Consider the following 25507-nt stretch of genomic DNA (forward strand, 5'->3'; position numbering starts at 1 on the left):
GTCAGGTTTCGCAGAATGTTAGTCGACATGGTAGACTAAGTAATAACGAAGTAGAATGCGGTGAGGGATTATGTTAGAAGATACAGGGGAACGAATTATTCCTGAAAAAATGAAAATATTAAATGGCTTACTGCTGGAGCATATTGCTAGATATCACTTTGCTTCGGAGTATGTTTATGGAAGGGTATTAGACTTTGCAAGTGGCTCGGGCTATGGAACGCATATTATTGCGAAAACCTGTAAGAAAAAAGTAGAGGAAGTAGTTGGAGTAGATATTAATGAAGAAGCAGTAAAATATGCAAGAGCGACTTATTATCATCCACTATCTAAGTTTTATGTTGGTAATGTTGTCGATTCTACTCTGCCAGATAAGCTTGGACAATTTGACTGTATCCTAAGCTTTGAAACAATTGAGCATATACAGGAAGAAGAGCAATTTTTGCACAATATTTATCAGATGCTTAAGCCAGGTGGGACATTAATTCTATCCACTCCTTTTGGTGAAGGGAGAGGTATACCAAGTGGTCAAGAATTCCATGTCCATCAATTAACGGTGGGGCAATTTAAGGATTTATTTCATCACTATCAGTCTACCGAATATTACTACCAAAAAGGAGTATTAATTCAGCCTGAAATAGCTGCGGAGGAGAAGGAATTTCCACTCGGTATTGCCATCTGTAAGAAATAGTACATCGTATCATCGGTTCGTAAAATACAGGACCGGTGTTTTTATCACTTGAAATTTTACCCTGCGGGGGTATAGTATATAGTTATAATGAGATACTAAATATTGGGGAGAGAAAACGATGCAAATAAAGAGAAAATATATCCCGTTAGCAGTTAATGGCGGAATTGGGTTTGGTGCAAAGCTAAAACCAAAGCAATTAGCTGTGTTAAGCAATTATCTGGAAGAGGATACAGAAATCGAACTGACTACGTTACAGCAATTAATTGTTACTGTTCCAGAAGATGAATTAGATGAAGTAGTACAGAAATTGGAAGAAGTCGGCTTGCATACTTATCCTGTAGGAAAGTTTGTGAAGAATCTGCGAACATGTAATTTTTGTAAGGGAGAACTAGAAGAAGGTATGCCGGTTGCCAAGGAATTGAATCGAAGAATTGCTGGACAGGAGGTTCCGTTTACACTACGTCCCGCCTATACAGGCTGTCCTATTGGTTGTGGTGAACCACTCATGAATGATATAGGTGTGATGAAGGATCAGGAGACGTTCGAGTTATATATCGGTGGATATCCGAAAGGAAGAGATGCAAGACCGGGTAGGCTGCTAAGAAAGAACTTGAGTCCAGAGGAATTATTTAATCTTGTCGATCAAATAATAGAGATATATCGGGAACATGGTAAGAAAAGAGAAAAATTTAATCGATTTGTGGATCGGTTTGGTTATAAACAGATAGCTGATGCCATTAGCCATCAATAATACCCGTATAATTTAAAGAAAAAATGTAGAATAACAACTTGACAAATATACTATAGGGGGGTATAGTATATTCAAGGATAAAGAAAGAAGGTGTTTCCCATGGATCAATTTTTACATGATCAACCAATTACACCGAGAACGGATGTTGAAAAACAAGCGGTAGTTAACCGCCTAAAGCGGATTGAGGGTCAGGTTCGCGGTATTCAAAAAATGGTTGAAGATGATCGATATTGTGTCGATATTTTAGTGCAAATTAGTGCTATAAGTGCTGCATTAAAGAAAGTTGGTTTTCAAGTCGCAGAACGACATACGAAGCATTGTGTAAGCCATGCAATTAAGTCTGGTGAAGGCGACGCAGCAATTGATGAATTAATGGATGTTATCAAGCAATTCTCCAAGTGAGGGGGGTATCGTATATGGAAGAATCCAAGAATATTACGGTTGGGGTTACAGGGATGACATGTGCAGCCTGCTCAAACCGTATTGAAAAAGTCCTAAATAAAATGGAAAGTGTGGAAGCACAAGTTAATTTAACAACCGAAAAAGCGAGTGTGAGTTTTAATCCAGAGGCTGTTTCGGTTCATGATATAACATCAAAAATTGAAAAGCTAGGCTATGGCGTCCAAATGGATAAGGTGGAATTCGATGTTGTTGGCATGACATGTGCAGCCTGTTCAACCAGAATTGAAAAGGTACTTAATAAGCAAGCAGGCGTTAAGCAGGCAAATGTAAACTTAGCTACGGAAAGTGCTGCAATTGAATTTAATCCTAGTCTTTTAAGTGAAGCCGATTTAATCGATAAAATTCAAAAGCTCGGCTATGATGCAAAACGTAAAACGGATAAATCTGATAAGCAGACGGAAAAAGAGGAACAGCTTCAGAAAATGAAGCAAAAGCTGATGATCTCAGCAATATTAGCATTACCGCTTTTCGTTACCATGCTGGTTCATTTAGCGGGAGTAAAAATTCCCGAAATCTTCATGAATCCATGGTTCCAGCTAGTATTAGCCACGCCAGTACAATTTATAATTGGATGGCAATTTTACGTCGGGGCATATAAAAACCTACGTAATGGCGGGGCGAATATGGATGTGCTTGTAGCACTTGGTACAAGTGCAGCATATTTTTATAGTCTTTATGAATCATTTAAGACAATTGGTGACCCAGCCTATATGCCACATCTTTATTTTGAGACAAGTGCAATATTAATTACGCTTATCCTATTTGGTAAATACTTGGAAACAAGCGCAAAAAGTAGAACTACTGTCGCGATTTCAAAATTGCTGAATCTACAAGCCAAGCAGGCAAGGGTATTAAGAAATGGGAATGAAACGATGGTACCAATCGAGGAAGTAGTAGTTGGTGACCATTTAGTTGTTAAACCAGGTGAGAAGATTCCAGTTGATGGGTTCGTGGTCAAGGGGAGAACATCCGTTGATGAATCCATGATTACTGGAGAGTCCATTCCGATTGAGAAAGATATAAATGCTACTGTTATAGGTTCCACCATTAACAAAAACGGAACAATTGAAATGGAAGCTACTAAAGTAGGCAAAGATACTGCGCTTGCCTCCATTATTAAAGTGGTGGAAGATGCCCAAGGGTCAAAGGCTCCAATTCAACGTTTGGCAGATGTAATATCGGGATATTTTGTACCAATTGTTGTAGGGATTGCCGTATTAACGTTTGTCATTTGGATTATTTTTGTAACGCCTGGAGATTTTGAAGCGGCACTTGTAACCGCAATTGCAGTACTTGTTATTGCTTGTCCTTGTGCACTAGGTCTGGCGACACCGACATCGATTATGGTGGGCTCTGGAAGAGCTGCTGAAAATGGGATTTTGTTTAAGGGTGGCGAACATTTAGAGCGTACCCATCAGTTAAATGCCATCGTACTTGATAAAACTGGTACGATTACAAAAGGTAAACCAGAAGTTACCCACTTTACTGCAGATGATCAAGTACTTTCGCTTGTTGCGAGTGCCGAAAAGAGTTCTGAGCATCCGTTGGCTGAGGCAATTGTAGCGTATGCAACGGAAAAGGGCATTGCAATAGACGAAACAGATGAGTTTCAAGCAATACCCGGTCATGGTATTCTAGCTAATGTAGCGGGAATACATGTACTAGTTGGTACTAGAAAATTAATGAATGACCATAATATTACTGTTACAGATATAGAAGAAGAATTAATAGAATATGAGACAAATGGTAATACAGCGATGTTAATTGCAGTTGATGGAGAGTACAGGGGTATCGTCGCTGTAGCTGACACGGTAAAGGAAACTGCTGCTGAGGCGATTAAGGAAATGCAGAATCAAGGCTTGAAAGTTTATATGCTAACTGGTGATAATGAACGTACTGCAAAAGCAATTGCCAAGCAGGTAGGAATTGATCATGTGATAGCACAAGTATTACCTGAGCAAAAGGCAGATAAGATTAAAGAAATTCAACTTCTAGGTAAAAAGGTTGCCATGGTTGGTGATGGTGTCAATGATGCACCTGCACTAGCCGTAGCGGATATTGGAATTGCTATTGGGACTGGAACAGAAGTTGCAATTGAAGCGGCAGATGTGACGATTCTTGGTGGGGAATTATTACTTATCCCGAAAGCTATTACTATCAGTAAGGCAACCATTAAAAACATTCGTCAAAATCTGTTTTGGGCATTTGCGTATAATAGTGCAGGCATTCCAATAGCTGCTCTTGGACTATTAGCACCATGGATTGCAGGCGCTGCGATGGCATTTAGCTCTGTAAGTGTTGTTTCCAACTCACTTCGGTTGAAGCGGGTAAAATTATAAATGCTCCTGGTTGGGGACGGTGAAAAGCAAAATCCCCAACAAGGCATCATCATACTAGTATTATTCGATTCTGAAAGGAGAACGATATCATGCAAACTACTACGCTAGATGTGAGAGGTATGACTTGTGGACATTGCAAAATGTCTGTAGAAGGTGCACTTAATGAATTAGAGGGTGTATCGAACGTTGAAGTAGACTTAGCAACTGGAAAAGTAAATGTAACGTTCGACGATTCTAAAGTTACATTAGCACAATTACAGGAAGCGGTTGAAGATCAAGGCTATGATGTAGCTTAATAGAAAAGCAGGCACAGAAAAAGTGCCTGCTTTTTAGTATTGTTGAAGAAATTGTTGATAGGTTTTAAGCTGTTCTTCTTTGGTCGCTTTTGGAATGTAGCTCCATCCATTCACATTTATAATCCGTTCATATTCCTCTTGAAACTTTAATTGCTGTAGGGCCATCTCAAGATGAGCATTTCGCACTTGTTGATTTTTCATCATTAATGCCGATACATAATTTAAATTAGACATATTTTTGGCAGTGCTATGTGCTTCCAAAGTGATCCATTTATTATTATAGGAGCTTTCAGGAGAAACCTTCATTTGAAGAGCTTCCTGCTGCTGCTTTACTGATTCAATAGATGGAACTTCGATTTTGTTCGTTGTGTTTGGATTAATAAAGGCAAGCATTACCTTTACGTGCTCCAGCATAACGTTTTTTTGCAAGTGAATGATTTCTCGTAGTTTAGGGTCAGAAACATTATGTTCATAAACACGAAATTTTTGAATGGCACCTTGGTGAGCGGCTAAATGCTCTGCCATTAGTCCAAGATCAATTGCAGGTAAGATAGCCATTGTACATATACCTCCTAACTTTTCAGACACATGATAGTCTATGTTAGAACGTATCGGAATGGTGACTATTGCCTAACTTCTGCTTCTTGTATTAAAGTGCTTTTCATGGAAATATACATGGTTCCGAGCGAAGCGACAATCAATATTCCACCGATTACAGCATTGTATTCAACAGACATTTGTCCAATGATTAGCCCTCCTATAAAGGAACCAAATGCAATACCAAAATGTAACGATGAATTGCTTAGGCTCTGTTGAATATCCGAAGTATCAGGTGATGCATCGATTAAATAACTTTGCATTGCCGGTGAGATAGCCCAGCTCATGATTCCCCATAAAACTAGCAAAATGAGGAATAACGGTAAAATCGCTGTTGTAAGTGGAATTATCCAGATGACAGCACTGAATATAATAATCGCAGTGATAATGGTACGTTTTGTCCCTAGTATATCCGCAAAAGAGCCGCCAATTCCGCCTCCACTTACTGCTGCTACCCCAAAAATGAAGAATATGACGCTTATCCATGTCGCATTTAAATGCATTGTTTCCTGAACAAATGGTTTTAAATAGGTGTACAAAACGGAATGACCTGACATATATAAAAAGGTAGAAAAATGTGCAAAGAAAATCTTTTTACTTTTCAATGTGGCTAGTTGTACTCCTAATGGTACAGAGGGCTTTGGTGCAAGCCGATCCATAAAGAAAATAACACCAATTATTGATAGAAAAGTTAACCCGATAATTAAAAGGAACGGGGCTTTCCAACTAAATGCCTCTCCAAGCATTAATCCAATTGGTACACCAAGCACCAAAGAACCACTAACTCCCATAGAGACAATCCCTATTGCTCGTCCACGATACTTGGGCTCGACAAGTGTTGGTGCCATCACGAGGCATAAAATAATTAACAAAGCACCACTTAAAGCGGTGATAATACGTCCAAGCAATAGTAAACTATAGGTATTGCTAAGAACAGAGACTATATTACCGAATAAAAAGAACAGTAATGAAATTAAGGTTAATTTTTTTCGTTCAACCTTTGCTGTCATAAGCAATAATATTGGCGAGGCAAGTGCAAATATAAGAGAAAATATGGTGATTAAAAATCCAGCTTTTCCGATACTGACATGTAAATCTTCTGCTATTAAATCTAATAAACCACTTATGATTAATTCAACCATTCCAATAATAAACGATACGATCATTAAAAAATATACACGTTTGTCCATTCATGACGTCCTTTCTATGCTCCCTCACTATCGTAAACTTGTCGTCATCGGAAGACAAGCGTAAGATGATAATAAGGTGAAAACATCATTATGGAGAAATTGGTTGCATACGGATAAATGATTTATAAAGGGGTAACACAATGAAGGAACATTATTATGACAAGCTTCTTAATATCAACACGAGTGGAAAAGGATCCGCTAATCATATTGATCATTATTATCCTTACGAGCCAACACCCTACTATGCATTAGAGGTGTTATTTGAACATTATGATGTAAAAAGCACGGACCACTTTGTCGACTTTGGTTGTGGCTATGGTCGATTTAATTTCTTCATACATTACTTTTACCATGCTTCTGTATTGGGGATTGAAATGAACCCAGCATTTTATCAGAAGGCGATGGATAACCGGGATCAATATGCTAAAAAAACGAAGAACCGGATAGAGAGGATTCAATTTAATTGTTGCTTAGCGGAAGAATATACCATTCATGCGAAAGATAATCGTTTTTATTTTTTTAATCCATTTTCAGTCCATATTTTTCAACATGTTGTGAATCGAATTATCCGCTCTCTAGAAGAATCAGCTAGAGAGGTAGATATCATTTTATATTATGCATCAGAGGATTATGTTTTTTATTTGCAAAACCATACGGCATTTGAGCTCCATCAAGAAGTGGTGCTTCCAGGAATTTATGAAAAAAATCCGTATGAGCGTTTTTTGATTTATCGACTAAAGATGTAAAAAGCTAAAGATCCTAGCAAAAAAGCTATAGATTTTGCAACTTGAGCTAAAGAATATGTTAACAAGGGAAAAGGGGAGAGTTAGAATGAAAAGTCCAGTTCAAAACAAGGTAAACACCATCTTTATACATGTAACCGATTTAAAGGAATCCGTGAAGTGGTATTGTCAGTTATTAGGGCAGGACTACGATATTACTACGGTAGAGCGACCGGTCTACAATTTACTGGTAAACCAGGAAGTAGGTATCACATTAGATGCAGGTCCATCTGGTAAAAAGAGAATAAACACTTCAGAGCATCCATTGTTTAATTTCCACACAGATAATATTGACCAAGCATACACCTATTTAGAGCAGCTACATTATGATATTGCATCTGAAATTGTTCGTTTTGATGACTTCGCATTTTTTACAGTTCGAGATCTCGATCAGAATGTTATTATGATTTGTACAGGTTAATCGGGGTTACATCACAGCATTTTCTAGCTTTGCAGTAAGGCAGAAGATTTACTTGATTGCTAGAAAATCCTAAATTTAACACTAGCCATCCTCGCTGACGGCTAGTGTCTTAATTCGAATTAAATATTTCTTGTTTCGTAAATTCATGTAAAACAGCTTGAACAGTATCCTTGTCGGAAAAGGTGTTTAAATGAAAATCTTGTTGATAATTTTCATGTCCTTTCCCCGTTATCATCACCCAATCTTCATCATTGGCCATCTCAATTGCTTTTTGAATTGCGAGTGTCCGGTCGGGTATAATCATGCCTTTATGATTTCCATAAGAACGATTTAATTCCTCTAATGTTTCAATCATCTCCTCTTCTGAGACATTATTTAAATCATCCAATGTTAGGATATAACAATCACTTAAATCGGATGTGATTGCTAGCATTTCAGGACGTTTCGTCTTGTCACGATTACCTCTAAATCCAAAGACATGAATCACCCGTTTGGCACCGTAATTTTTTGCTGATGTTATACAATGAAAAACAGCATCCGGTGTATGGGCATAATCTATGATAACCGTAGGGGTATGTTCCTGTCTGATTGTTTCAAAGCGTCCGTTAACCCCTTGAAAAGACATCATGGATTGCTGAATTAAGTTTTGAGGAATGCCGATAGATCTAGCAGTTAAAAAGGCAAGCATTGTGTTGTATTTATTATGAGTTCCTGGCATTGGGCATACCATTTCAAAGGAATTACTTTCCGCTTTTGCAGAAATGGTAGAAGTATTTGTTGCTAAATCCAATAACTGAATGTCATTATCGCTTGATTGACCGATTGTATATGCTTTTATTCCACGCGGGTTTAGTATGCTAACGAGTTTTTCTCCCCAATAATTATCTTTGTTGATGATTGCCAGTCCATTTTCTTTAAGGTGGTCAAATAATAGCAATTTAGCTTGGAAGTATTCCTCCATTGTCGAATGATAATCAAGATGCTCATGGTAGAGGTTGGTGAAAATTCCAAAATCGAATTGTATTCCCTCTACACGAAACTGTGTTAATCCGTGAGAGGAAACCTCTACTATAACGATTTCATCTTTACATTCTGAAAGAAGCTTATTCAGCATTAAAACACTAGGAGTTGTATTAGAGCTTGATAAGGTTTCGCCATTAACAATATTTTGTATGGTTCCGATTATGGAACAGCTTTTTCCATTTTGCTCTAATAAATGCTTGAGAATATAACTTGTGGTTGTTTTTCCATTTGTTCCGGTAATGCCAATCATAATTTTATCCTTAGAAGGATTCTGGTAATAATTTTTGGAAATAATACCTAAAGCCTGCCGACTGTTATCGACCTTAATATAGGGAACTACATCAAGATTTAGGCTTTGATCTCCAATAATGATAGTGGCTCCATTTTGAATCGCGTCTGTTATATAGTCATGACCATCAGAGGTAAATCCCTTTATCGCAATAAATACGTATCCAGGCTTCACGTCTTTTGAATTATCCGCAATTCCTTTTACCTCTATTTTTGATAGCGTTTGGTCTATATTAGTATGTATTGAAAGCTCTCGTAATAAGTCTCGAAGTAGCATAGATGTAAGGACTCCCTCTAGAGTAGAATAAGCAATCGGTGTTCATCCAATCTGTAGAGACAGGAATTAGTATAAACATTTATAGGGTGTGAATTCTTCCATGTATCATGAATGGAAAAAATAGTTAATTCATAGGATTATAAAGTGTGAAATAATGTATAATGGAATTGATTCATCGTATTGATGCACCAGTAAAGATAGAAAATCTTAAAAATCTACGTTATACTAAATTCAACATAAATTCAACATAAATTCAATAAGCAAAAGGATTGATAATGATGGTCGAATCCAATAATCTTAATAAAGACCAAGAACTTTCCCTTAAACTATTTGTCGTATTAACCCGTGCTATTCAAGTCATTGAAAAACACGTGATTCAAAATATTAAAAGCTACGGATTAAATTTGACAGAATTTGGCGTTCTCGAGTTACTGTATCATAAAGGTGAACAGCCTATACAACGAATCGGTCAGAAGGTTCTATTAGCAAGTAGTAGTATTACATATGTGGTGGATAAGCTGGAAGAGAAAGAATACATAACCAGAAGGGCATGTCCGACCGATAGACGAGTAACATATGCTGTATTAACGGAATCCGGAAAGAAACTAATGGATGAGATATTCCCTCAGCATGCAGCTGCGATGCGTGAGATCATGGGTGGGGTTGAAGAACAAGATAAGGAAGTGCTAATTAATCAGCTAAAAGGGTTAGGACTTCATGCACAGAATCTATCCAATAAGTAAATGGAAAAGGTATTGCTAGCAAAGATAGCAATACCTTTTATACGTATAAGAAACTAATATCCTACAAAAGCATGATTCGTTTTTCTTGATAACCTATTTGAATGTAATCTTATCTAGAAAATCGGACCAATTCACAATTCGGTTAGCTTGATAGTCACGATTATAGGACTGATCCTTTAATAAGAGTGTGATTGGTTGTTCAGCGAGCGTTTCTAAAATTGCCGGCTTATCGTCGACATAGTAATCCAAGTGTAAATCTTTAATAATTGTTACTTTTTCGTGGTCTTGCATACCGTAGAAAAAGTAATCATCTACAATAGGAAAGCCTTGTTCCCTAAGCCATTCCTTTGTCCTTTCCCCGTGATCCTTTGGTCTTGCGGTAATGTAATAAATGTCATGCCCCTGTTCATAGAGCTTATTTAATACTTCAACCGCATTATCAAAGGAAGGGCAATCTGTATAATAGATTTCTTCAAGCGTACTATTCCACAGTGCACTGCCTTCATCATCGGTAAGTCCAAAGGGCTCGTGAATCTCGACTCGTTTTAAATTGTGAAATTCACGTTGGGGGACAGCTTTATTTAGTTTCTTTTTATAGATATTGAAAGCATGCTCTCGCAAGTTGATTAATGTGTCATCAATATCAAATCCAAATTTCATTCTAATCCCTCAATCTATTCATAAACTGGGTAACCAGTAAATTTAAAATCATTACCAATTTTAACAATATCCGTATTGATGAGCTCTACCGCATCCTCCATATTGGCAATTCCGTTTCCTTCTAAAAATGTCGGGGCAGCTTTTCCGCCAATTAACTTCGGTGCAAAGTATAGAACTACTTTATCAACTAGTTTATTTTCAAAAAATGAGGCGTGTATATTTCCTCCGCCTTCAATGATAAGGGAGGAGATTAAGTTTTCACCTAACAGTTCTACGACTTCCATTGGATTAACGGAAGTGGTGCTGTTTGTTTCGAACACCTTAATGCCTTTTTCTTCTAGAAGTTGCTTTTTCTGTATATCATAATGCTTACTCGTGAATATCCATGTTTCGGCATTATGATCTGCTACAACCTGGGCATCTAGTGGAATCTTTAAAGCTGTGTCCATAATGACACGAATTGGATTTCTGCCAATTGGAATGCGTGCTGTTAAGGAAGGATTGTCCTCTATAACTGTATTAATTCCAACTAATATTGCCATATGTTCACTTCTTAGTTGATGGACATCGAGTCTTGAATCCTCCGTTGTTATCCATTTACTGCTCAAGGTATGGGTTGCAACTTTGCCGTCTAAGGTAGCTGCTGCTTTAAGTGTTATGAATGGCTTTTTCTCAACAATAAACTTATTAAAGACCTCATTCATTTGAATTGCTTCGCGTTCACGAATTCCAGTAATGACCTCAATACCAGCATTCTTCAAAATGTTAACCCCATTCCCAGCAACAATTGGGTTCGGGTCTAAGGTAGCAATAACGACTCTTTTAATTCCTGCTTCAACAATTGCTTCTGCGCAAGGTCCAGTTCTACCATGATGAGAACAAGGCTCGAGGGTAACATAAATTGTTCCATTCTTTGCCTTATCTCCCGCCATTCGCAGCGCATGTATCTCCGCATGGGGTTCACCAGCTTTTAAATGGGTTCCAACCCCAACGATTCGGTTGTCATTCACAATGACAGAGCCCACTAGAGGATTGGGATCAGTTTGTCCCTTCATAGCCCTTGCATTTTGCAAGGCTAGGTCCATATAAAATTCATGGCTAGTCATTGGAACAGTTCCTTTCCTCCTGTATGTGCCCAGACTTTACGACCTTGGTCTGTAAGTAGCGTTCGTTATATTCAGATACGTCTCCCCATAAAGGAATTCGACCAGTTAATGTTAACCCAGCATTTTTCATTGCTTCTAGCTTTAATGGGTTATTGGTAATTAACGTGACTGGCTTTGAGCGTAGACGCTTCAGTACAAGAATTGCATCATCGTAGTTTCTGGAGTCATTGACAAATCCTAGTCCTTCATTCGCTTCTACGGTATCAAATCCATTTTCTTGAAGAACATATGCCATTGCTTTTGAAAAGAGCCCGATTCCTCGGCCTTCATGGTTTGCTAAATAAAATAATGCGCCAGCACCATGTTCCTTGATTTTTCTCATCGATTCTTTTAACTGGAATCCGCAGTCACATCGCTTACTTCCAAATATATCACCAGTATGACAGATGGAGTGCATGCGAATTAAAGCATCTTCACTGTTTTCAAAATCTCCGTATACCAATACACTAGATTGCTGATAATCAGCTAAGTTCTTGGAGGAAAGGTTGTCAATGATTTTTTGGTAATCATCAGTAACCTCCTCACAGTTTAACCATGAATACCATTTGAATTCTACGGTTTCTCCATATAAATTAACGGGTAATCGCACTGGTCCTACTAAATATATTGCACCTTCTGATGTGTTAATTGATTGTATTTTATCCTTTAGTACGGTTAGTACTTTTGATTCTAATTTCATTTGTCCCATTGTACAAACTCCTTTCACTGCCATAAGTATAAATAAAAAACATTTTCGCTTCAATTTATCTTTCTCGGGGGGGTTCCTTTTTATAAAAACGTACTTGTTTTAGAGTATGATACATTGTTCGTAATTGCCTGGGACGATAAAAAGGAAATGGGATAACCGATATCAGGTTATCAGGAATGGAAAGCTGAATATTTATTACTCCCAGGAATACTCCTGATTTTCTTCCACGCTGCTATGGCATCCCCTTTAGTTTTTCCTGTGTTCATCGGGTCAGCAAAGAAATCCCGAATAAATTGGTTGTATTCAAATTGTGGAGCAATTTCTGTTCTGTAATCTGGCTCCTTCTTTCTCTTTTCTTCTTCATACCACGCTTGTATCGCATCGCGGTATGTTTTCCCAATATTGTTTTTAAAGAATTTTTGTATGTATGTCGAGAAATGAAAATTCGGAATGACGGATTTGAAAAACGCTCGTACCTCTTGACTACACCGGTGGTTCTCATCAATAACCGTATCGAGACTTAATTTTTCATTTGGTTTTCCCTTATATAGACGCTTTCTGGCAGGCTTTTCGATTTCACCTGTTAACAAGTATTTTTCGATTCTGTTGTTCAATTCTGCTTTGGAGCCTGAAACCCCTAGATGGTTAATCCGACAGAATTGTTGGAGCTCTTCTTTTAACCAATAATAGTTTCGAAAATCTTGAATGGTTATATCCTTATTGAGCTTCGGTCGCATGCTAAACACCTCACTTTTATAAGTTAGATTATAGAACAAACGTTCCGTTCTGGCAATTTTTAAAATTTTCTATTGCAAAATAAAGTTAATTTATGCTATTATATCGACATACGATATATCGATAGTTGATACAATGGTGGTGAGTAGTAATGGCAAAGCAACCGGAGGATTTTTTACCCTTATCTCAGGCGACTTACTACATTCTTTTGTCTTTAAGAGAGATTCGTCATGGTTATGCAATCATGCAGGATGTAGAAGTAGTAAGCCAAGGAGAGGTGACGATGGGACCTGGAACATTGTATGGTGCACTAGGAAAGCTGGAGAAGCAAAATATCATTTCCAAGGCTGCTGTAGAGGACAAAGATCGTCGAAAGTATTATCAATTAACAGAACTTGGCAAGAAAGTTTTAAAGCTCGAGTATATAAGGCTAAAATCATTAGTTGAAAATGCAAGTGAGATTATTAGCGTGATGGAGGAGGAGTAACATGACAAAGAAAAAGTTTAAGCTATTTCTAGCTTACGATGTCGAGAAGGAAGAAAAATGGTTAACGGAAATGTCTACTAAAGGACTACATCTTAAAAAATATCGATTATTCACCTATACCTTTGAGGAGAATAAAGAGGAATCTTATATCTATCAGGTGGATTTTAGACCGGATGCGAAAGAAGATTATTTTCGGTTATATGAGGATGCTGGGTGGGAGCATGTAACAGGTGCTGTGAATCTTTTCCATTATTTTCGTGTCCCAACTAGCCAACAGGATATACAAAAGATTTATTCCGATAAAGAATCCATATTAGAATCATACAAGCGAATGATGAGCTATTACTTAATGATCTTTTTCTTATGCATGGCAGGGCAATTAGCATTAGTATTAAGCTGGAAGGGATATTTTGTACAATATCTTGCTGCTGGTTTAGTGTTAATCGTCATTGTGCTCTATATCAATTTGTTTATTTCCCTCAAGCTCAAAATAAATTATTACCGGAGAAATTGAATAAACCGTTGTGAAGACCTCGTCCTAGAGGTCTTTTTCATTATTTTGCTATTTTTTTATAACAGTACCTTGCAATAAACAGTAGTGTGTGTTAAATTGTTCTTAGCAACGTATAATCCATAAACAGGTACTATACATTATACAGTAGTGAAACTAATAAAAAGAGGTGTTAAGAATTTGAACGTACAATTTAAAAAAGGTGTGCTTGAGTTATGCGTCATGGTTTTATTAGAAAAGCAGGATCGTTATGGCTATGAGCTTGTTCAAAAGATTTCTGATCGTATTGCGATTTCTGAGGGGACTGTTTATCCGTTATTAAGAAGGTTAACAAAAGAGGGATACTTTACCACCTATTTAAAGGAATCGACAGAAGGTCCATCGCGAAAATACTATCAGCTAACAGAGGAAGGAAGATCCTACCTCCAGGAGTTATTAACAGATTGGAAGGAATTCACAAATGGTGTGAATCAATTAATCGAGGAAGGTGTTGGGAATGAATAAGGAACAGTTTTTTGCCAAATTAAATGATTTGTTGAAGCGGCTACCCGCAGCCGAAAAGAATGATATTTTGCAAGACTTTCAGGAGCATTTTGAAATAGGAAAAAGTGAAGGGAAGACAGAAGAAGAAATCGTTGCTTCGCTTGGTTCACCTCAGCAAATTTCAAAGGAATTAGTTGCAACATATCACTTAGAGCAGGCCGAGACTTCTGCTTCGACTGGTAATATTCTACGGGCGGTATGGGCAGTAATTGGTCTAGGATTTTTTAATCTTGTTATCGTATTAGGCCCTTTTATCGGTCTAGTAGGTGTTATGCTTGGTGGATGGGCAGTTGGTATATCCTTTATTCTTTCACCTGTGCTTGTATTAATAAATGTAGCAGTTTACCCAGAAGTGTTTTCATTCTATGATTTATTCTTTTCAATTGGGCTTACCGGGTTAGGAATTTTTATTACGATAGGAATGTATTATGTAACAAGATTTGTTATAAAAGGATTTGTGAAGTATTTGAACTATAATGTTCGACTTGTTAAAGGAGGAATGAAAGATGCCTAAGCAGCGATTATGGTTAATGTTAGCCTCCATTCTACTAATTGTAGGAATTATTGGGAGCGTGCTAACGTACAGAGCCTCTAATGCATCAGAGCGAATTATGGAAAAGAAAGCATTTGATGTAAATAATATTACAGAGTTTTATGTTGAAAGTGATAACGCTAGTGTCGAGATAATACCAACCGATGAAGAAGTTATGACTGTTGAATTCACTGCTAATGAATCACATACAAAGTATAAATTTGAAGCGAAGCAAGATGGAAATAAGCTATCGGTTATCGCGAAAGAGAAATTTCTAAAGTTCTTTAACGTTAGCTTTGATTTTGACTTTTCAAGTCCCAAGTTAGTTATACAGCTTCCAGAAAAGCAGTATGAGAATCTTCAAGTGGATGTTGATAACGGAAAAATAATTGCTGAAAATTTAACGATCGAAAACGTGGATTTGGAGTCGGAGAATGGTAGAATACGTGTTTCTAGCCTAGATGCTACCTCTACAAAGGTACAATCAGAAAATGGACGTATTGAACTACAAGACGTAACAGGTGCTATTACAGGGGATGTTACGAACGGTAGTACGACACTGATTACAGACAATTTGGATCGTCCAATTGATTTAGAATCTGTTAATGGCAGAATTGAAGTACAAACTGAAAATGAACCAACAAATGCTACGATTGACATAAGTGTAGTCAATGGTAAAGGTGAAATATTTGGTCGTGATTCGGAACATGAAATTTTCGGAGATGGCGAAAATAAAGTTAACTTAAAGACGGTGAACGGAAGCGTAACTGTAACAAAATAATGAATTAGGAAAAAGGTGGCACTATTGAATGTGCCACCTTTTCTTATGAATTCTTATTCTACTTTTTTACCTGTAATCCCATAGAAGAATAGCTTCGTGAGTTCCTCGCTTAAATGATGTGATTGCTGAGACACTTCTTCCTTTGAGATATATTCACTAAACATTTGAAGGTAAAACATGATTGCTTCATTCGATATAGTTGGATCAATATAGCCCTGTTCTTTTCCAATGGAAAAAAATTCAGCTAAGCGAGGTATCACCCTATCTGCATAGAACTTATTAATATCACTATTATTAGTCGTATATTCCTTCATTAGGTACTGATAAAAGTCTTCATGGATATTGTTTGCAACTTTCGTGTTGCGGTAGATCACCTGTTTTATTTTTTCTGGAAATGGAAGATCACTATCGATGAGCTCCTCGGCTTCTAGCCATGATTCTTCTATATAGTAACTAATTACCTCGTTTGTGAGCTTATGTTTATTTTCGAAATAATTGTAGATGGTTACTTGAGAAACATTTGCTTCCTTCGCAATTTCGGCTACGGACACCTTTTGTACACCATGCTTAAGAAACAGAGACAATGCTCCTTCTAAAATTTGCTTCATTTTTATTTCTCTTCTTCGCTGAAATCCGTCCATCTGGTTCACCTCTATCCCATTTTATATAAAGTTTTGAAATAAGACAATAAAGATATTTCAAAAATATGTTGTCAAAACAAAATCTATTGTATATTATGAACTATATAAGTAAAAATATTTCATAATTATTCATCGAGTAAGATTTGGTTATCCTTTAAAAAACCAGCATTGACCACACTGGTCTAAACTGGTACGCTTAAATCGACCAGCATGGTCTAAAAGCTCTTACGAACCAATAAACTAAGCATGAGAGGTGAGAAAAATTAACCAACCATTTTATAACCTCAAACCAGATAAACGAGAAAAAATTATTCATGCGGCGCTTCAGGAATTTGCTGAGAATGGCTATGAACAAGCTTCTACCAATAATATTGTGAAAAATGCTGGGATTGGTAAAGGCATGCTGTTTTATTACTTCAAAAATAAAAAAGAACTATACCTGTATTTAATTGACTATAGCTTAGCTATCATTACCAATGAATTTTTAGGGAAAATCGATACCAATGAACCGGATTTTATTGAACGGCTGAGACAGATAGCCAAAATTAAGATGGCGTACAATCAAGACTATCCAAACATACTTGGATTTCTTGCAAATGTTTATATACAAGAAGAAATTGAGCTGCCAGAAAATCTAACAAAACGATATGAGGAAATTATAAATCTACGCCATTCCGTGATGTATGAAAATATTGACACGTCATTATTTCGTGAGGATGTCGATCGGGAAAAAGCCTATCAGCTGATTGGATGGTCTATTGAGGGGTATCAAAATAATCTAATGAAACAATTTAAACATCAAAATGTGACTACTACGAATATGGATCCTTACTGGGATGAGTTTTATGACTATCTTAAGATTTTAAAAACCATTTTTTATAAATAAGAGGAGGGGAAGAAATGAGTGTTATTCAGATAAGTAATTTAACGAAAAGGTTTGGTAAGTTCAAAGCATTAGATGGTGTTAACCTGGAAGTGAATAAGGGAGAGGTGTTTGGATTTATTGGCCCGAACGGTGCTGGTAAGTCAACTACAATTCGAGTATTGCTGGGTATTTTAAAGGCGACTGAAGGAAGCGCGCAGATTTTTGGCAAGGATGTATGGGAAGATGCGGTAGAAATTCATAAGCACATCGCTTATGTCCCTGGAGATGTTAACCTATGGCCTAACTTAACTGGAGGAGAAGTAATCGATTTATTTGTGAAACTCCGTGGAGGAAATAATCGGAATAGACGTGAGGAGTTAATCAAACGCTTTAATCTGGATCCCTCCAAGAAATGCCGTACTTATTCAAAGGGTAATCGTCAAAAGGTTGCATTAGTGGCTGCCTTCTCCTCCGATGCGGATTTATATATATTAGATGAACCAACATCTGGATTAGATCCATTAATGGAGCAAGTCTTCCAAGAATGTGTATTGGAAGCAAAACAAGCTGGGAAAAGCGTCCTTTTGTCTAGTCATATTCTCTCTGAGGTAGAGAAGCTGTGTGATCGCGTTGGTATTATTCGTCAGGGACAAATTATTGAAACTGGTTCATTGAATGAACTGCGTCATTTAACCAGAACCAATCTCCTTGTTGAAACGAAGACACCTATTACAGGCTTACAAGAGTTAAATGGTATCCATAAAGTAGAAGAAAAAGAGCATGCTCTATCGTTTCAAGTGGATGGGGAGGAGCTTGATGCTGTTATTAAGCACATTAGTCAGTTTGGAATTGTGAAGCTAGAAAGTGCACCTCCAACTCTTGAAGACCTGTTTATGCGACACTATGAAGGAAAGGACCAAACGGAGGCTGGAGCAGGGGGGAAATCGTAATGGCGAATATGATTTACAGAAGAACTGGTAGGCTTTCCCGATTAATTATTAGACGGGATCGCTTACGCATTCCAATCTGGCTAATTGGAATATGCTTCTTTACGTTTATTGTTCCGGTTACATTTTTAGGGTTATATGGTTCACAGCAGGAACGTGATGCTATGGCAGAAACAATGGAAAATCCTGCAATGATTGCCATGGTTGGTCAGGCAGATTTGGATAACTATACGGTTGGTGTGATGACTGCTCACCAAATGCTATTAATGACAGCAGTCGTTGTAGGTTTGATGAGCATTCTACTAGTGGCAAGACACACTAGAGGGGATGAAGAGGATGGTCGAATTGAGCTGATTCGATCGTTACCTGTTGGTAGACTCTCAAGCTTAAATGCAACATTGGTCGTTTATACGATAACCAATATTTTGTTAGCGATTATTGTTGGGGTTGGTCTATACGCATTAAATATAGAATCAATGAATTTGGAAGGCTCCTTATTATATGGTGCTGCTTTAGGGGCAACCGGGATTATTTTTGCTGGAGTTACGGCATTATTTGCGCAACTGTCCGAAAGCTCTCGTGGTACAATAGGATACTCAATTGCAGTACTTCTTATTGCATATTTAGTTCGGGGTATAGGCGATGTCAGTAATGAAGCATTAAGTTGGATATCTCCTCTAGGATGGGTCACCAAAACCGCTGCATATGGAGAAAATAACTGGTGGCCGATTATTTTAACGCTGATTGTTTCGCTTGTTTTATTTAGTCTCGCAAACTATCTAAATGCCATTCGAGATCTGGAGGCAGGGTTTCTCCCATCAAAGCCTGGTAAGAAGCATGCCACTGCATTTTTACAATCGCCAATAGGGTTAGCATTAAGGCTTCAACGGACTGGAACCATTTCTTGGGCAATTGGGATGTTTGTCATGGGCGCATCATACGGTTCTGTACTAGGAGATTTGGATTCCTTTTTTGAAGGAAATGATCTGATGCAGCAAATGTTAGCGTCAGAAGAAGGATTTTCTGTTACGGAGCAATTTTTGCCAATGCTGATGATTGTTATGGGAATACTGGCAACCGTTCCACCTATTATGGCAATGAATAAATTATATGGGGAAGAGAAGAAAAACCGAGTGGAGCACATACTTGGAAGGGCTGTTTCTCGTACAAAGTTAATGGCAAGTTTTCTAATCATTTCGGTCGTAAATGCCTTCGTCATGATTTCGCTAGCTGGGATTGGACTTTGGGTAGCAGGTGCCTCGGTAATGGATGAACCGTTTGAATTTGGAACTATTTATGGTATGGCGTTAGCGTACTATCCTGCGATGCTTGTGATGATAAGTATGGCTGTGTTGTTAATTGGTTATCTCCCAAGACGTACTAGTTTAATATGGTTATATGTATTTTATTCTTTCATGGTCTTATACCTAGGAGGAATCTTCCAATTAGAAGAGTGGGTAGGTAAGCTTTCGCCGTTTGGCCATGTACCACAGCTTCCAGTAGAGGAAATGAGCTGGATGCCGATTGTTATCTTAACAGTTGTGGCCCTTGTTTTATCAATCCTTGGATTTATTGGATATAATAAACGTGATATAGAAGGATAGAAGTAAAGAGTTGCCATACGTTCCCAGTAACAATAGAGCGTATGGCTTTTTATATGGAATGAACAAAATTAAGTCTCATGGCTAGTTGAACATGATAGAATAAGAGAGGCTTAGTCACGATATAATGAACGAAACACTTCAATTATTTTGGAAGAAACTTAGAGTATGATTGAAAGGAATATTTATGATGAAAACGAAAGAAATGAAAGCCTTAACGCCACACTATGACCCTTGGGAAGCTTATATGGATGTGGAAGAATACGGGGCCATGGCGTTATCGAATGTTGAATTTACAACAACATATCTATGTAATATGCGTTGTGCTCACTGTGCAGTCGGTTATATGCTGCAGTCAAAGGATCCTGATGCCTTACCAGCTGAATTATTAATACAACGGCTAGAGGAGATTCCGCAGTTAAGAACCATGAGTATTACCGGCGGAGAACCGATGATGAATAAAAAATCGGTTCGTAATTATGTGGTTCCATTACTGAAATATGCACATGAACGTGGTGTTCGGACACAAATTAATTCCAATCTTACACTCCCCTTTGAGCGCTATGAGGAAATCATTCCATATTTAGATGTATTACATATTTCGCATAACTGGGGAACAGCAGAAGAATTTGCTGAAACAGGCTTTGCAAGAATGGAGCGAAAGCCAACTGAAGAAAACAGAAAAAAATATTTTGAGAGAATGGTTGAAAATGCTCAAGCACTTTCTAAAGAAGGGGTAATGGTGTCGGCAGAAACGATGTTAAATAAACGAACCTTCCCGTATTTAGAAACGATTCATGATCATATTATGGAAATGGGCTGTACGCGTCATGAGGTTCATCCGATGTACCCCGTTGACTTTGCTAGTAATCTCGAAACGTTAAGTCTAGACGAGATGCGAGAAGGTATTACTCGATTGCTTGATCATCGTAATCAAGATGTGTGGATGCTATTTGGGACCCTACCATTTTATGCATGTAGTTCCTCACAAGAGGAGTTAGCTTTATTGCAACGATTGTATAGAGAAAAGAATGTAACCGTCCGTAATGATCCGGACGGAAGATCCCGTTTAAATGTCAATATTTTTACTGGTGATATCATTGTTACTGACTTTGGTGATGAAGAGCCGTCACTAGGAAATATTCAGGATACTACTTTACCTGATGCATATGAGAGGTGGGTATCGTCTAACACTGCTAAAGGCTTAAATTGTCATTGTCCGGCAGTAAACTGTTTAGGCCCAAATCTCTTGGTGAAGAATGCTTATTATAAAGAGGTCGATTTCCAGAAAAGAATGGCCCGTATTAGTCGATAGTTAGTAAAGGGATAAGACATAAGAGCTTGTCCCTTATTCTAAATTAAGAATAGAATTGGAGAAAAAACAATGAAAGAACGTAAAGGTTTAGCCCCCTTCATTACCTTGCTATTATCTACAAAGATCCCAAAGCTTGCTCTAACAGTCGGATTAGTAGGTAGCATCATTACGACTATAATCGGGTTGACGATTCCGCTATTAACAAGAGAGTTAGTCGATGGATTTTCAGTAGAGTCATTGAGTATTGGTTTAATGATTACAATAGGTGTTGTCTTTATCTTACAAGCAGTTATTGATGGCGTATCGACTTATTTGTTAGCGGCAGTCGGGCAAAAAATTGTGGCACGATTGCGTGAAAAAATGTGGTTTAAGCTATTACGCCTCCCAGTAGGGTACTTTGATAGACAGGCAAGCGGAGAGTCGGTCAGTCGAGTTGTCAATGATACAGGAATTGTGAAGGATTTAATATCCCAGCATTTCCCACAATTTATTGGAGGACTAATATCCATTGTTGGGGCGGTGATTATTCTCTTCATAATGGATTGGAAAATGACATTGATGATGCTGCTTGCGGTGCCAATTACCATGATAATCATGATACCACTTGGTAGTAGAATGGCTAAGGTTTCCCGGAATTTACAGGATCAAACAGCTGCTTTTTCCGGAAGTATTCAACAAACGATTAGTGAAATTCGGTTAATGAAATCTTCGACGGCAGAAAAGGTTGAAGAAGCAAGTGGTATGACAGGAATAAGGCGTCTATTAACTTTTGGATTAAAGGAAGCTCGAATCTTTGCCCTGATTGGACCACTAATTTATACCGTTATGATGTTGGTGATAGTTGTCATTATTGGATACGGTGGGATTCGTGTTGCGGACGGTACGATGTCTACAGGTTCCCTAGTAGCGTTTTTACTTTACCTCTTCCAAATCATATTTCCAATTACATCATTTGCAATGTTTTTTACGCAATTACAAAAAGCAAAAGGTGCAACAGAACGTATCATTGATATTCTGGAAGTAGCGGAGGAAGATGGGCAAGATGGTATTGAACAGGATATTACGAATCAACCAGTCTATGTTTCGAATGTCTCATTTGCATATGATGATTCGGAACCTGTGCTACAAAATGTAACATTCCAAGCGAATCCAGGAGAGATGGTTGCCTTTGCTGGTCCAAGTGGTGGTGGGAAAACTACTATGTTTTCCTTGTTAGAGCAGTATTATGAACCGACTAGTGGTGAGATACGAATTGGCGATACTAATATTAAATCCCTCTCTCTGAAGTCATGGCGTGGCCAGATTGGTTATGTTTCGCAGGAAAGTGCGATGATGGCTGGAACCATTCGAGAAAATTTAACATATGGTTTAGAGAATGCAGAGGATATCCCAGATGAACAGCTTTGGGAGGTTGCTAAAATGGCCTATGCGAATGAGTTTATTCAGTCCTTCGAAAAGGGACTTGATACAGAGGTTGGAGAACGAGGGGTAAAGCTTTCAGGTGGACAAAGACAGCGTATTAGCATAGCACGTGCATTTTTACGAGATCCAAAAATTCTTATGATGGATGAAGCGACAGCAAGCTTAGACAGTCAGTCAGAAGGTATTGTTCAAGAGGCTTTGACAAGACTAATGGAAGGACGTACAACATTTGTCATTGCGCATCGATTATCTACCATTGTTGATGCGAATAAGATTATTTTTATTGAAAAAGGAAAAATAACAGGTAGTGGAACCCATCAGGAATTAATGGAGCAGCATGATTTATATCGAGAGTTTGCTGAACAGCAATTAACATAGTATATCTGAGAGCAATTAATTATTGAGGATGAGAATCATGAAGGAATATGAATTGAACGTATATGATGAACTTCAAGCATGGCGAACGAAGATTATGAAACGTTCAGGTCTCGTTAATCGTTGGGCAAAGAAGGCTCAGAATAAGGTCAATGGTTTCATCCCGGAAAAAGCACATCATATCATTACGGAAGCAATTAAAAATATGGTAAAAGCAACCTTAGTTGGATCTAATATAACAACAAAACGTCCGATACCTGGAAAAAGTCTACTGGAAAGAGATGAGCTTGCTAAGGAAAAACTGGTGACCTATCGTAAGACGGCTACTGTCGAGGGAGCAGGTACCGGAGCAGGCGGCATTTTTCTAGGGCTTGCAGATTTTCCTTTATTGTTATCGATAAAAATGAAATTTTTGTTTGAAGCAGCTGCTATCTACGGATATGATACGAAGGACTATGAGGAGCGGCTCTTTATTCTTCATATTTTTCAGTTGGCTTTTTCAAGTGATGATAAGCAAAAGGAAACGTTTTTCATTATTGATAATTGGGATGAGCGGAAGAAAGAGCTTGCAGATATGGACTGGCGAGTCTTCCAACAGGAGTATCGAGATTATATTGATTTTGTAAAGCTATTACAGCTTGTCCCAGGAATTGGGGCAATTGTTGGCGCATATGCGAATTACAATTTGTTAGATCATTTAGGAGAAACGGCTATGAATGCTTATCGACTTCGAATATTATCCGAAACTCCAAAGGATTATGAATGATGATGGATCGATTCACCTAATTATGATATTTGCTAAAATAGCCCATAAAAGAGCTAATCACTGGTGATTAAACCAAGGATTAGCTTTTTGTATGTAACTGAAAATTATAATAGAATACTATAGTTTTAAAAAGTCAAAAAATTTTGTCGGAACCTGTTGCATTTTGGAGTAAAGGGTAGTATGATGAATTCCATTACTACGCAATATATTGCATATTACAATATCTGATAATTTGGAAATTCACATCAAGGAGAGAGAGAATTGAAAGAAAAGCTATCGTTTTCATCATATTTTATCATAGGTGTCATGCTATTTGCATTATTCTTTGGAGCCGGGAATTTAATCTTTCCAGCACAGCTTGGACAAGCATCAGGTACAAGTCTATGGCCAGCAGTAATTGGATTTTTAATTACTGGCGTCGGATTACCTTTGCTCGGAATTTTAGCGATGGGTTTCTCGGGAAGCAAGGATTTACAGGATCTTGCTAGTAGAGTCAATCCGTCATATGCCGTTTTGTTTACCTCTTTATTATATTTAACAATTGGACCATTCTTTGCGGCTCCAAGAACTGGAGCAGTAGCTTTTGATATCGCAATTGCACCACATTTAGGAGAAGGATCTACACAATTAGCTCTATTCTTATTTACATTGGTGTTTTTCGCTATTTCATTATGGTTCTCGTTAAATCCAGCGAAAATTGTAGACAATGTTGGAAAATACCTCGCGCCAGGAATTGTAGTTCTACTCGCAATACTACTCGTTTTGGTTGTGTTTAAACCGATGGGGTCTTTACAAGCTCCGCTAGAAGCCTATCAAACTGGTGCTTTTACGAAAGGCTTTTTAGAAGGCTATAATACGATGGATGCTTTAGCGTCACTTGTGTTTGGAATTATTGTGATTAATGCAATCCGTTCGTTGGGGGTTACCTCAAAGAAGGGTATCTTACGAGCAACAGCTAAAACAGGAGTAATTGCTATTGCCTTACTAGGAATCATTTATGTGGGAATTGCTTATTTAGGGGCAGTAAGCACAGAAGCGTTTGGTGTATTTGATACAGGCGGCCCGGTATTAAGTAGTGCTGCTAACTATTATTTTGGAACATTAGGTTCTATTCTCTTAGGTATCGTTATCATCCTTGCTTGTTTAACAACAAACATTGGGCTAATGACAGCTTGTGGAGAGTATTTTCACCGCTTATTCCCTAAGTTTAGTTATAAAACACTGGTGGTTTTCTTTACCGTCTTAACATTTGTTATTGCAAATTTTGGTCTATCAAATATTATTTCTTACTCCATACCGGTATTAATGTTCCTTTATCCGTTGGCTATTGTATTAATGCTATTAACATTTTTATCACCATTATTCAGGCATGCACGACTTGTGTATGTATCCACTATAGTTGTAACTTTCTTTATAAGTATTGTGGATGGTCTGAAAACATTATATGGATCACTCGGGATTGAAGGGTATGGTTGGTTCCAACCGATTGTAACGTTTTATGAAAATGTACTTCCTTTATATAACGAAGGATTAGGATGGTTAGTACCTGCTTTAATTGTCATTATTCTTACAGGGATAGTTGCACACTTTGAAAAGGTATCGGAACCTGCCTAAG

28 protein-coding genes are annotated in these 25507 nt (G+C 37.8%); 20 read left to right on the top strand and 8 right to left on the bottom strand.

Annotated elements, in window-relative coordinates:
* Positions 1 to 70: 70 nt before the first annotated feature.
* From ABC228_RS17170 to copZ, 5 genes are all read left to right on the top strand, one after another.
* Positions 71 to 688: a class I SAM-dependent methyltransferase gene (locus tag ABC228_RS17170; RefSeq protein ID WP_345826402.1), complete on the top strand. Its 618-nt coding sequence runs from the start codon at positions 71 to 73 to the stop codon at positions 686 to 688.
* 118 nt (positions 689 to 806) lie between these two features.
* Positions 807 to 1439 (top strand): nitrite reductase, encoded by a 633-nt coding sequence (locus ABC228_RS17175; protein WP_345826403.1) that lies wholly within the window; start codon positions 807 to 809, stop codon positions 1437 to 1439.
* A 99-nt stretch (positions 1440 to 1538) separates the two neighbouring features.
* A complete protein-coding gene (locus ABC228_RS17180; RefSeq protein ID WP_345826404.1) occupies positions 1539 to 1841 on the top strand; it encodes a metal-sensing transcriptional repressor in 303 nt (100 codons plus the stop codon).
* A gap of 14 nt (positions 1842 to 1855) precedes the next feature.
* The gene (locus ABC228_RS17185) at positions 1856 to 4240 is read left to right on the top strand and encodes a heavy metal translocating P-type ATPase (RefSeq protein ID WP_345826405.1); all 2385 of its coding nucleotides are present in this window, start codon (positions 1856 to 1858) and stop codon (positions 4238 to 4240) included.
* Positions 4241 to 4329: 89 nt separating this feature from the next.
* The gene (gene copZ / locus ABC228_RS17190; RefSeq protein ID WP_345826406.1) at positions 4330 to 4536 is read left to right on the top strand and encodes a copper chaperone CopZ; all 207 of its coding nucleotides are present in this window, start codon (positions 4330 to 4332) and stop codon (positions 4534 to 4536) included.
* A gap of 33 nt (positions 4537 to 4569) precedes the next feature.
* Here copZ and ABC228_RS17195 read toward each other — a convergent pair whose 3' ends face one another.
* Together ABC228_RS17195 and ABC228_RS17200 are read right to left on the bottom strand one after the other, a co-directional pair.
* Positions 4570 to 5094, bottom strand: a complete 525-nt coding sequence (locus ABC228_RS17195; RefSeq protein ID WP_345826407.1) for a hypothetical protein — start codon at positions 5092 to 5094, stop codon at positions 4570 to 4572.
* Between the two features lie 65 nt (positions 5095 to 5159).
* The gene (locus ABC228_RS17200) at positions 5160 to 6323 is read right to left on the bottom strand and encodes an MFS transporter (protein WP_345826408.1); all 1164 of its coding nucleotides are present in this window, start codon (positions 6321 to 6323) and stop codon (positions 5160 to 5162) included.
* 140 nt (positions 6324 to 6463) lie between these two features.
* Here ABC228_RS17200 and ABC228_RS17205 point away from each other — a divergent pair, with 140 nt between their 5' ends.
* Together ABC228_RS17205 and ABC228_RS17210 are read left to right on the top strand one after the other, a co-directional pair.
* The gene (locus ABC228_RS17205; protein ID WP_345826409.1) at positions 6464 to 7069 is read left to right on the top strand and encodes a class I SAM-dependent methyltransferase; all 606 of its coding nucleotides are present in this window, start codon (positions 6464 to 6466) and stop codon (positions 7067 to 7069) included.
* 85 nt (positions 7070 to 7154) lie between these two features.
* Positions 7155 to 7526: a VOC family protein gene (locus tag ABC228_RS17210; RefSeq protein WP_345826410.1), complete on the top strand. Its 372-nt coding sequence runs from the start codon at positions 7155 to 7157 to the stop codon at positions 7524 to 7526.
* 109 nt (positions 7527 to 7635) lie between these two features.
* Here ABC228_RS17210 and ABC228_RS17215 read toward each other — a convergent pair whose 3' ends face one another.
* Positions 7636 to 9114 carry a UDP-N-acetylmuramoyl-L-alanyl-D-glutamate--2,6-diaminopimelate ligase gene (locus tag ABC228_RS17215; RefSeq protein WP_345826411.1) on the bottom strand — a complete coding sequence of 493 codons (1479 nt, stop codon included), beginning with the start codon at positions 9112 to 9114 and terminating at the stop codon, positions 7636 to 7638.
* A gap of 278 nt (positions 9115 to 9392) precedes the next feature.
* Here ABC228_RS17215 and ABC228_RS17220 point away from each other — a divergent pair, with 278 nt between their 5' ends.
* Entirely contained in the window at positions 9393 to 9857 is a 465-nt protein-coding gene (locus ABC228_RS17220; protein ID WP_345826473.1) for a MarR family winged helix-turn-helix transcriptional regulator, read from the top strand.
* A 93-nt stretch (positions 9858 to 9950) separates the two neighbouring features.
* On the opposite strand, the gene ABC228_RS17225 is transcribed toward ABC228_RS17220, so the two are convergent.
* The 4 genes from ABC228_RS17225 to ABC228_RS17240 all read right to left on the bottom strand — a co-directional run bounded on the left by ABC228_RS17225 (position 9951) and on the right by ABC228_RS17240 (position 13108).
* Positions 9951 to 10517: a 5' nucleotidase, NT5C type gene (locus tag ABC228_RS17225; protein ID WP_345826412.1), complete on the bottom strand. Its 567-nt coding sequence runs from the start codon at positions 10515 to 10517 to the stop codon at positions 9951 to 9953.
* 14 nt (positions 10518 to 10531) lie between these two features.
* A complete protein-coding gene (gene ribD / locus ABC228_RS17230) occupies positions 10532 to 11623 on the bottom strand; it encodes a bifunctional diaminohydroxyphosphoribosylaminopyrimidine deaminase/5-amino-6-(5-phosphoribosylamino)uracil reductase RibD (RefSeq protein ID WP_345826413.1) in 1092 nt (363 codons plus the stop codon).
* Positions 11616 to 12371, bottom strand: a complete 756-nt coding sequence (locus ABC228_RS17235) for a GTP cyclohydrolase II (protein WP_345826414.1) — start codon at positions 12369 to 12371, stop codon at positions 11616 to 11618. The genes ribD and ABC228_RS17235 overlap by 8 nt, the downstream gene beginning before the upstream one ends.
* Positions 12372 to 12541: 170 nt before the next feature.
* Positions 12542 to 13108 carry a DUF6434 domain-containing protein gene (locus tag ABC228_RS17240; RefSeq protein WP_345826415.1) on the bottom strand — a complete coding sequence of 189 codons (567 nt, stop codon included), beginning with the start codon at positions 13106 to 13108 and terminating at the stop codon, positions 12542 to 12544.
* Between the two features lie 149 nt (positions 13109 to 13257).
* Here ABC228_RS17240 and ABC228_RS17245 point away from each other — a divergent pair, with 149 nt between their 5' ends.
* From ABC228_RS17245 to ABC228_RS17265, 5 genes are all read left to right on the top strand, one after another.
* Positions 13258 to 13593: a PadR family transcriptional regulator gene (locus ABC228_RS17245; protein WP_345826416.1), complete on the top strand. Its 336-nt coding sequence runs from the start codon at positions 13258 to 13260 to the stop codon at positions 13591 to 13593.
* Between the two features lies 1 nt (position 13594).
* Positions 13595 to 14107, top strand: coding sequence for a DUF2812 domain-containing protein (locus ABC228_RS17250; RefSeq protein ID WP_345826417.1), 513 nt, complete (start codon positions 13595 to 13597; stop codon positions 14105 to 14107).
* A gap of 177 nt (positions 14108 to 14284) precedes the next feature.
* Entirely contained in the window at positions 14285 to 14608 is a 324-nt protein-coding gene (locus ABC228_RS17255) for a PadR family transcriptional regulator (protein WP_345826418.1), read from the top strand.
* On the top strand, positions 14601 to 15161 hold the full coding sequence (locus tag ABC228_RS17260; RefSeq protein WP_345826419.1) for a DUF1700 domain-containing protein: 561 nt from the start codon (positions 14601 to 14603) through the stop codon (positions 15159 to 15161). Before ABC228_RS17255 ends, ABC228_RS17260 begins: the two co-directional genes overlap by 8 nt.
* Complete coding sequence (locus ABC228_RS17265; protein ID WP_345826420.1) at positions 15154 to 15960, top strand: DUF4097 family beta strand repeat-containing protein; 807 nt, start codon at positions 15154 to 15156, stop codon at positions 15958 to 15960. The genes ABC228_RS17260 and ABC228_RS17265 overlap by 8 nt, the downstream gene beginning before the upstream one ends.
* Positions 15961 to 16013: 53 nt before the next feature.
* Here the strand turns inward: ABC228_RS17265 and ABC228_RS17270 are convergent, their stop codons facing one another.
* Complete coding sequence (locus ABC228_RS17270; protein WP_345826421.1) at positions 16014 to 16601, bottom strand: TetR/AcrR family transcriptional regulator; 588 nt, start codon at positions 16599 to 16601, stop codon at positions 16014 to 16016.
* 253 nt (positions 16602 to 16854) lie between these two features.
* Between ABC228_RS17270 and ABC228_RS17275 the strand changes: the two genes are divergently transcribed.
* The 7 genes from ABC228_RS17275 to brnQ all read left to right on the top strand — a co-directional run bounded on the left by ABC228_RS17275 (position 16855) and on the right by brnQ (position 25506).
* Complete coding sequence (locus ABC228_RS17275; protein ID WP_345826422.1) at positions 16855 to 17487, top strand: TetR/AcrR family transcriptional regulator; 633 nt, start codon at positions 16855 to 16857, stop codon at positions 17485 to 17487.
* 14 nt (positions 17488 to 17501) lie between these two features.
* Positions 17502 to 18416: an ABC transporter ATP-binding protein gene (locus ABC228_RS17280; RefSeq protein WP_345826423.1), complete on the top strand. Its 915-nt coding sequence runs from the start codon at positions 17502 to 17504 to the stop codon at positions 18414 to 18416.
* On the top strand, positions 18416 to 20017 hold the full coding sequence (locus ABC228_RS17285; RefSeq protein ID WP_345826424.1) for an ABC transporter permease: 1602 nt from the start codon (positions 18416 to 18418) through the stop codon (positions 20015 to 20017). The genes ABC228_RS17280 and ABC228_RS17285 overlap by 1 nt, the downstream gene beginning before the upstream one ends.
* Positions 20018 to 20204: 187 nt before the next feature.
* On the top strand, positions 20205 to 21329 hold the full coding sequence (gene yfkAB / locus ABC228_RS17290) for a radical SAM/CxCxxxxC motif protein YfkAB (RefSeq protein ID WP_345826474.1): 1125 nt from the start codon (positions 20205 to 20207) through the stop codon (positions 21327 to 21329).
* 69 nt (positions 21330 to 21398) lie between these two features.
* Complete coding sequence (locus ABC228_RS17295) at positions 21399 to 23129, top strand: ABC transporter ATP-binding protein (RefSeq protein WP_345826425.1); 1731 nt, start codon at positions 21399 to 21401, stop codon at positions 23127 to 23129.
* A 37-nt stretch (positions 23130 to 23166) separates the two neighbouring features.
* The gene (locus ABC228_RS17300; RefSeq protein ID WP_345826426.1) at positions 23167 to 23892 is read left to right on the top strand and encodes an EcsC family protein; all 726 of its coding nucleotides are present in this window, start codon (positions 23167 to 23169) and stop codon (positions 23890 to 23892) included.
* Between the two features lie 261 nt (positions 23893 to 24153).
* Positions 24154 to 25506, top strand: a complete 1353-nt coding sequence (gene brnQ / locus ABC228_RS17305; protein WP_345826427.1) for a branched-chain amino acid transport system II carrier protein — start codon at positions 24154 to 24156, stop codon at positions 25504 to 25506.
* Position 25507: the final 1 nt, after the last annotated feature.

Source organism: Ornithinibacillus xuwenensis (assembly GCF_039614845.1).
Lineage (GTDB): Bacteria > Bacillota > Bacilli > Bacillales > Amphibacillaceae > Ornithinibacillus > Ornithinibacillus xuwenensis.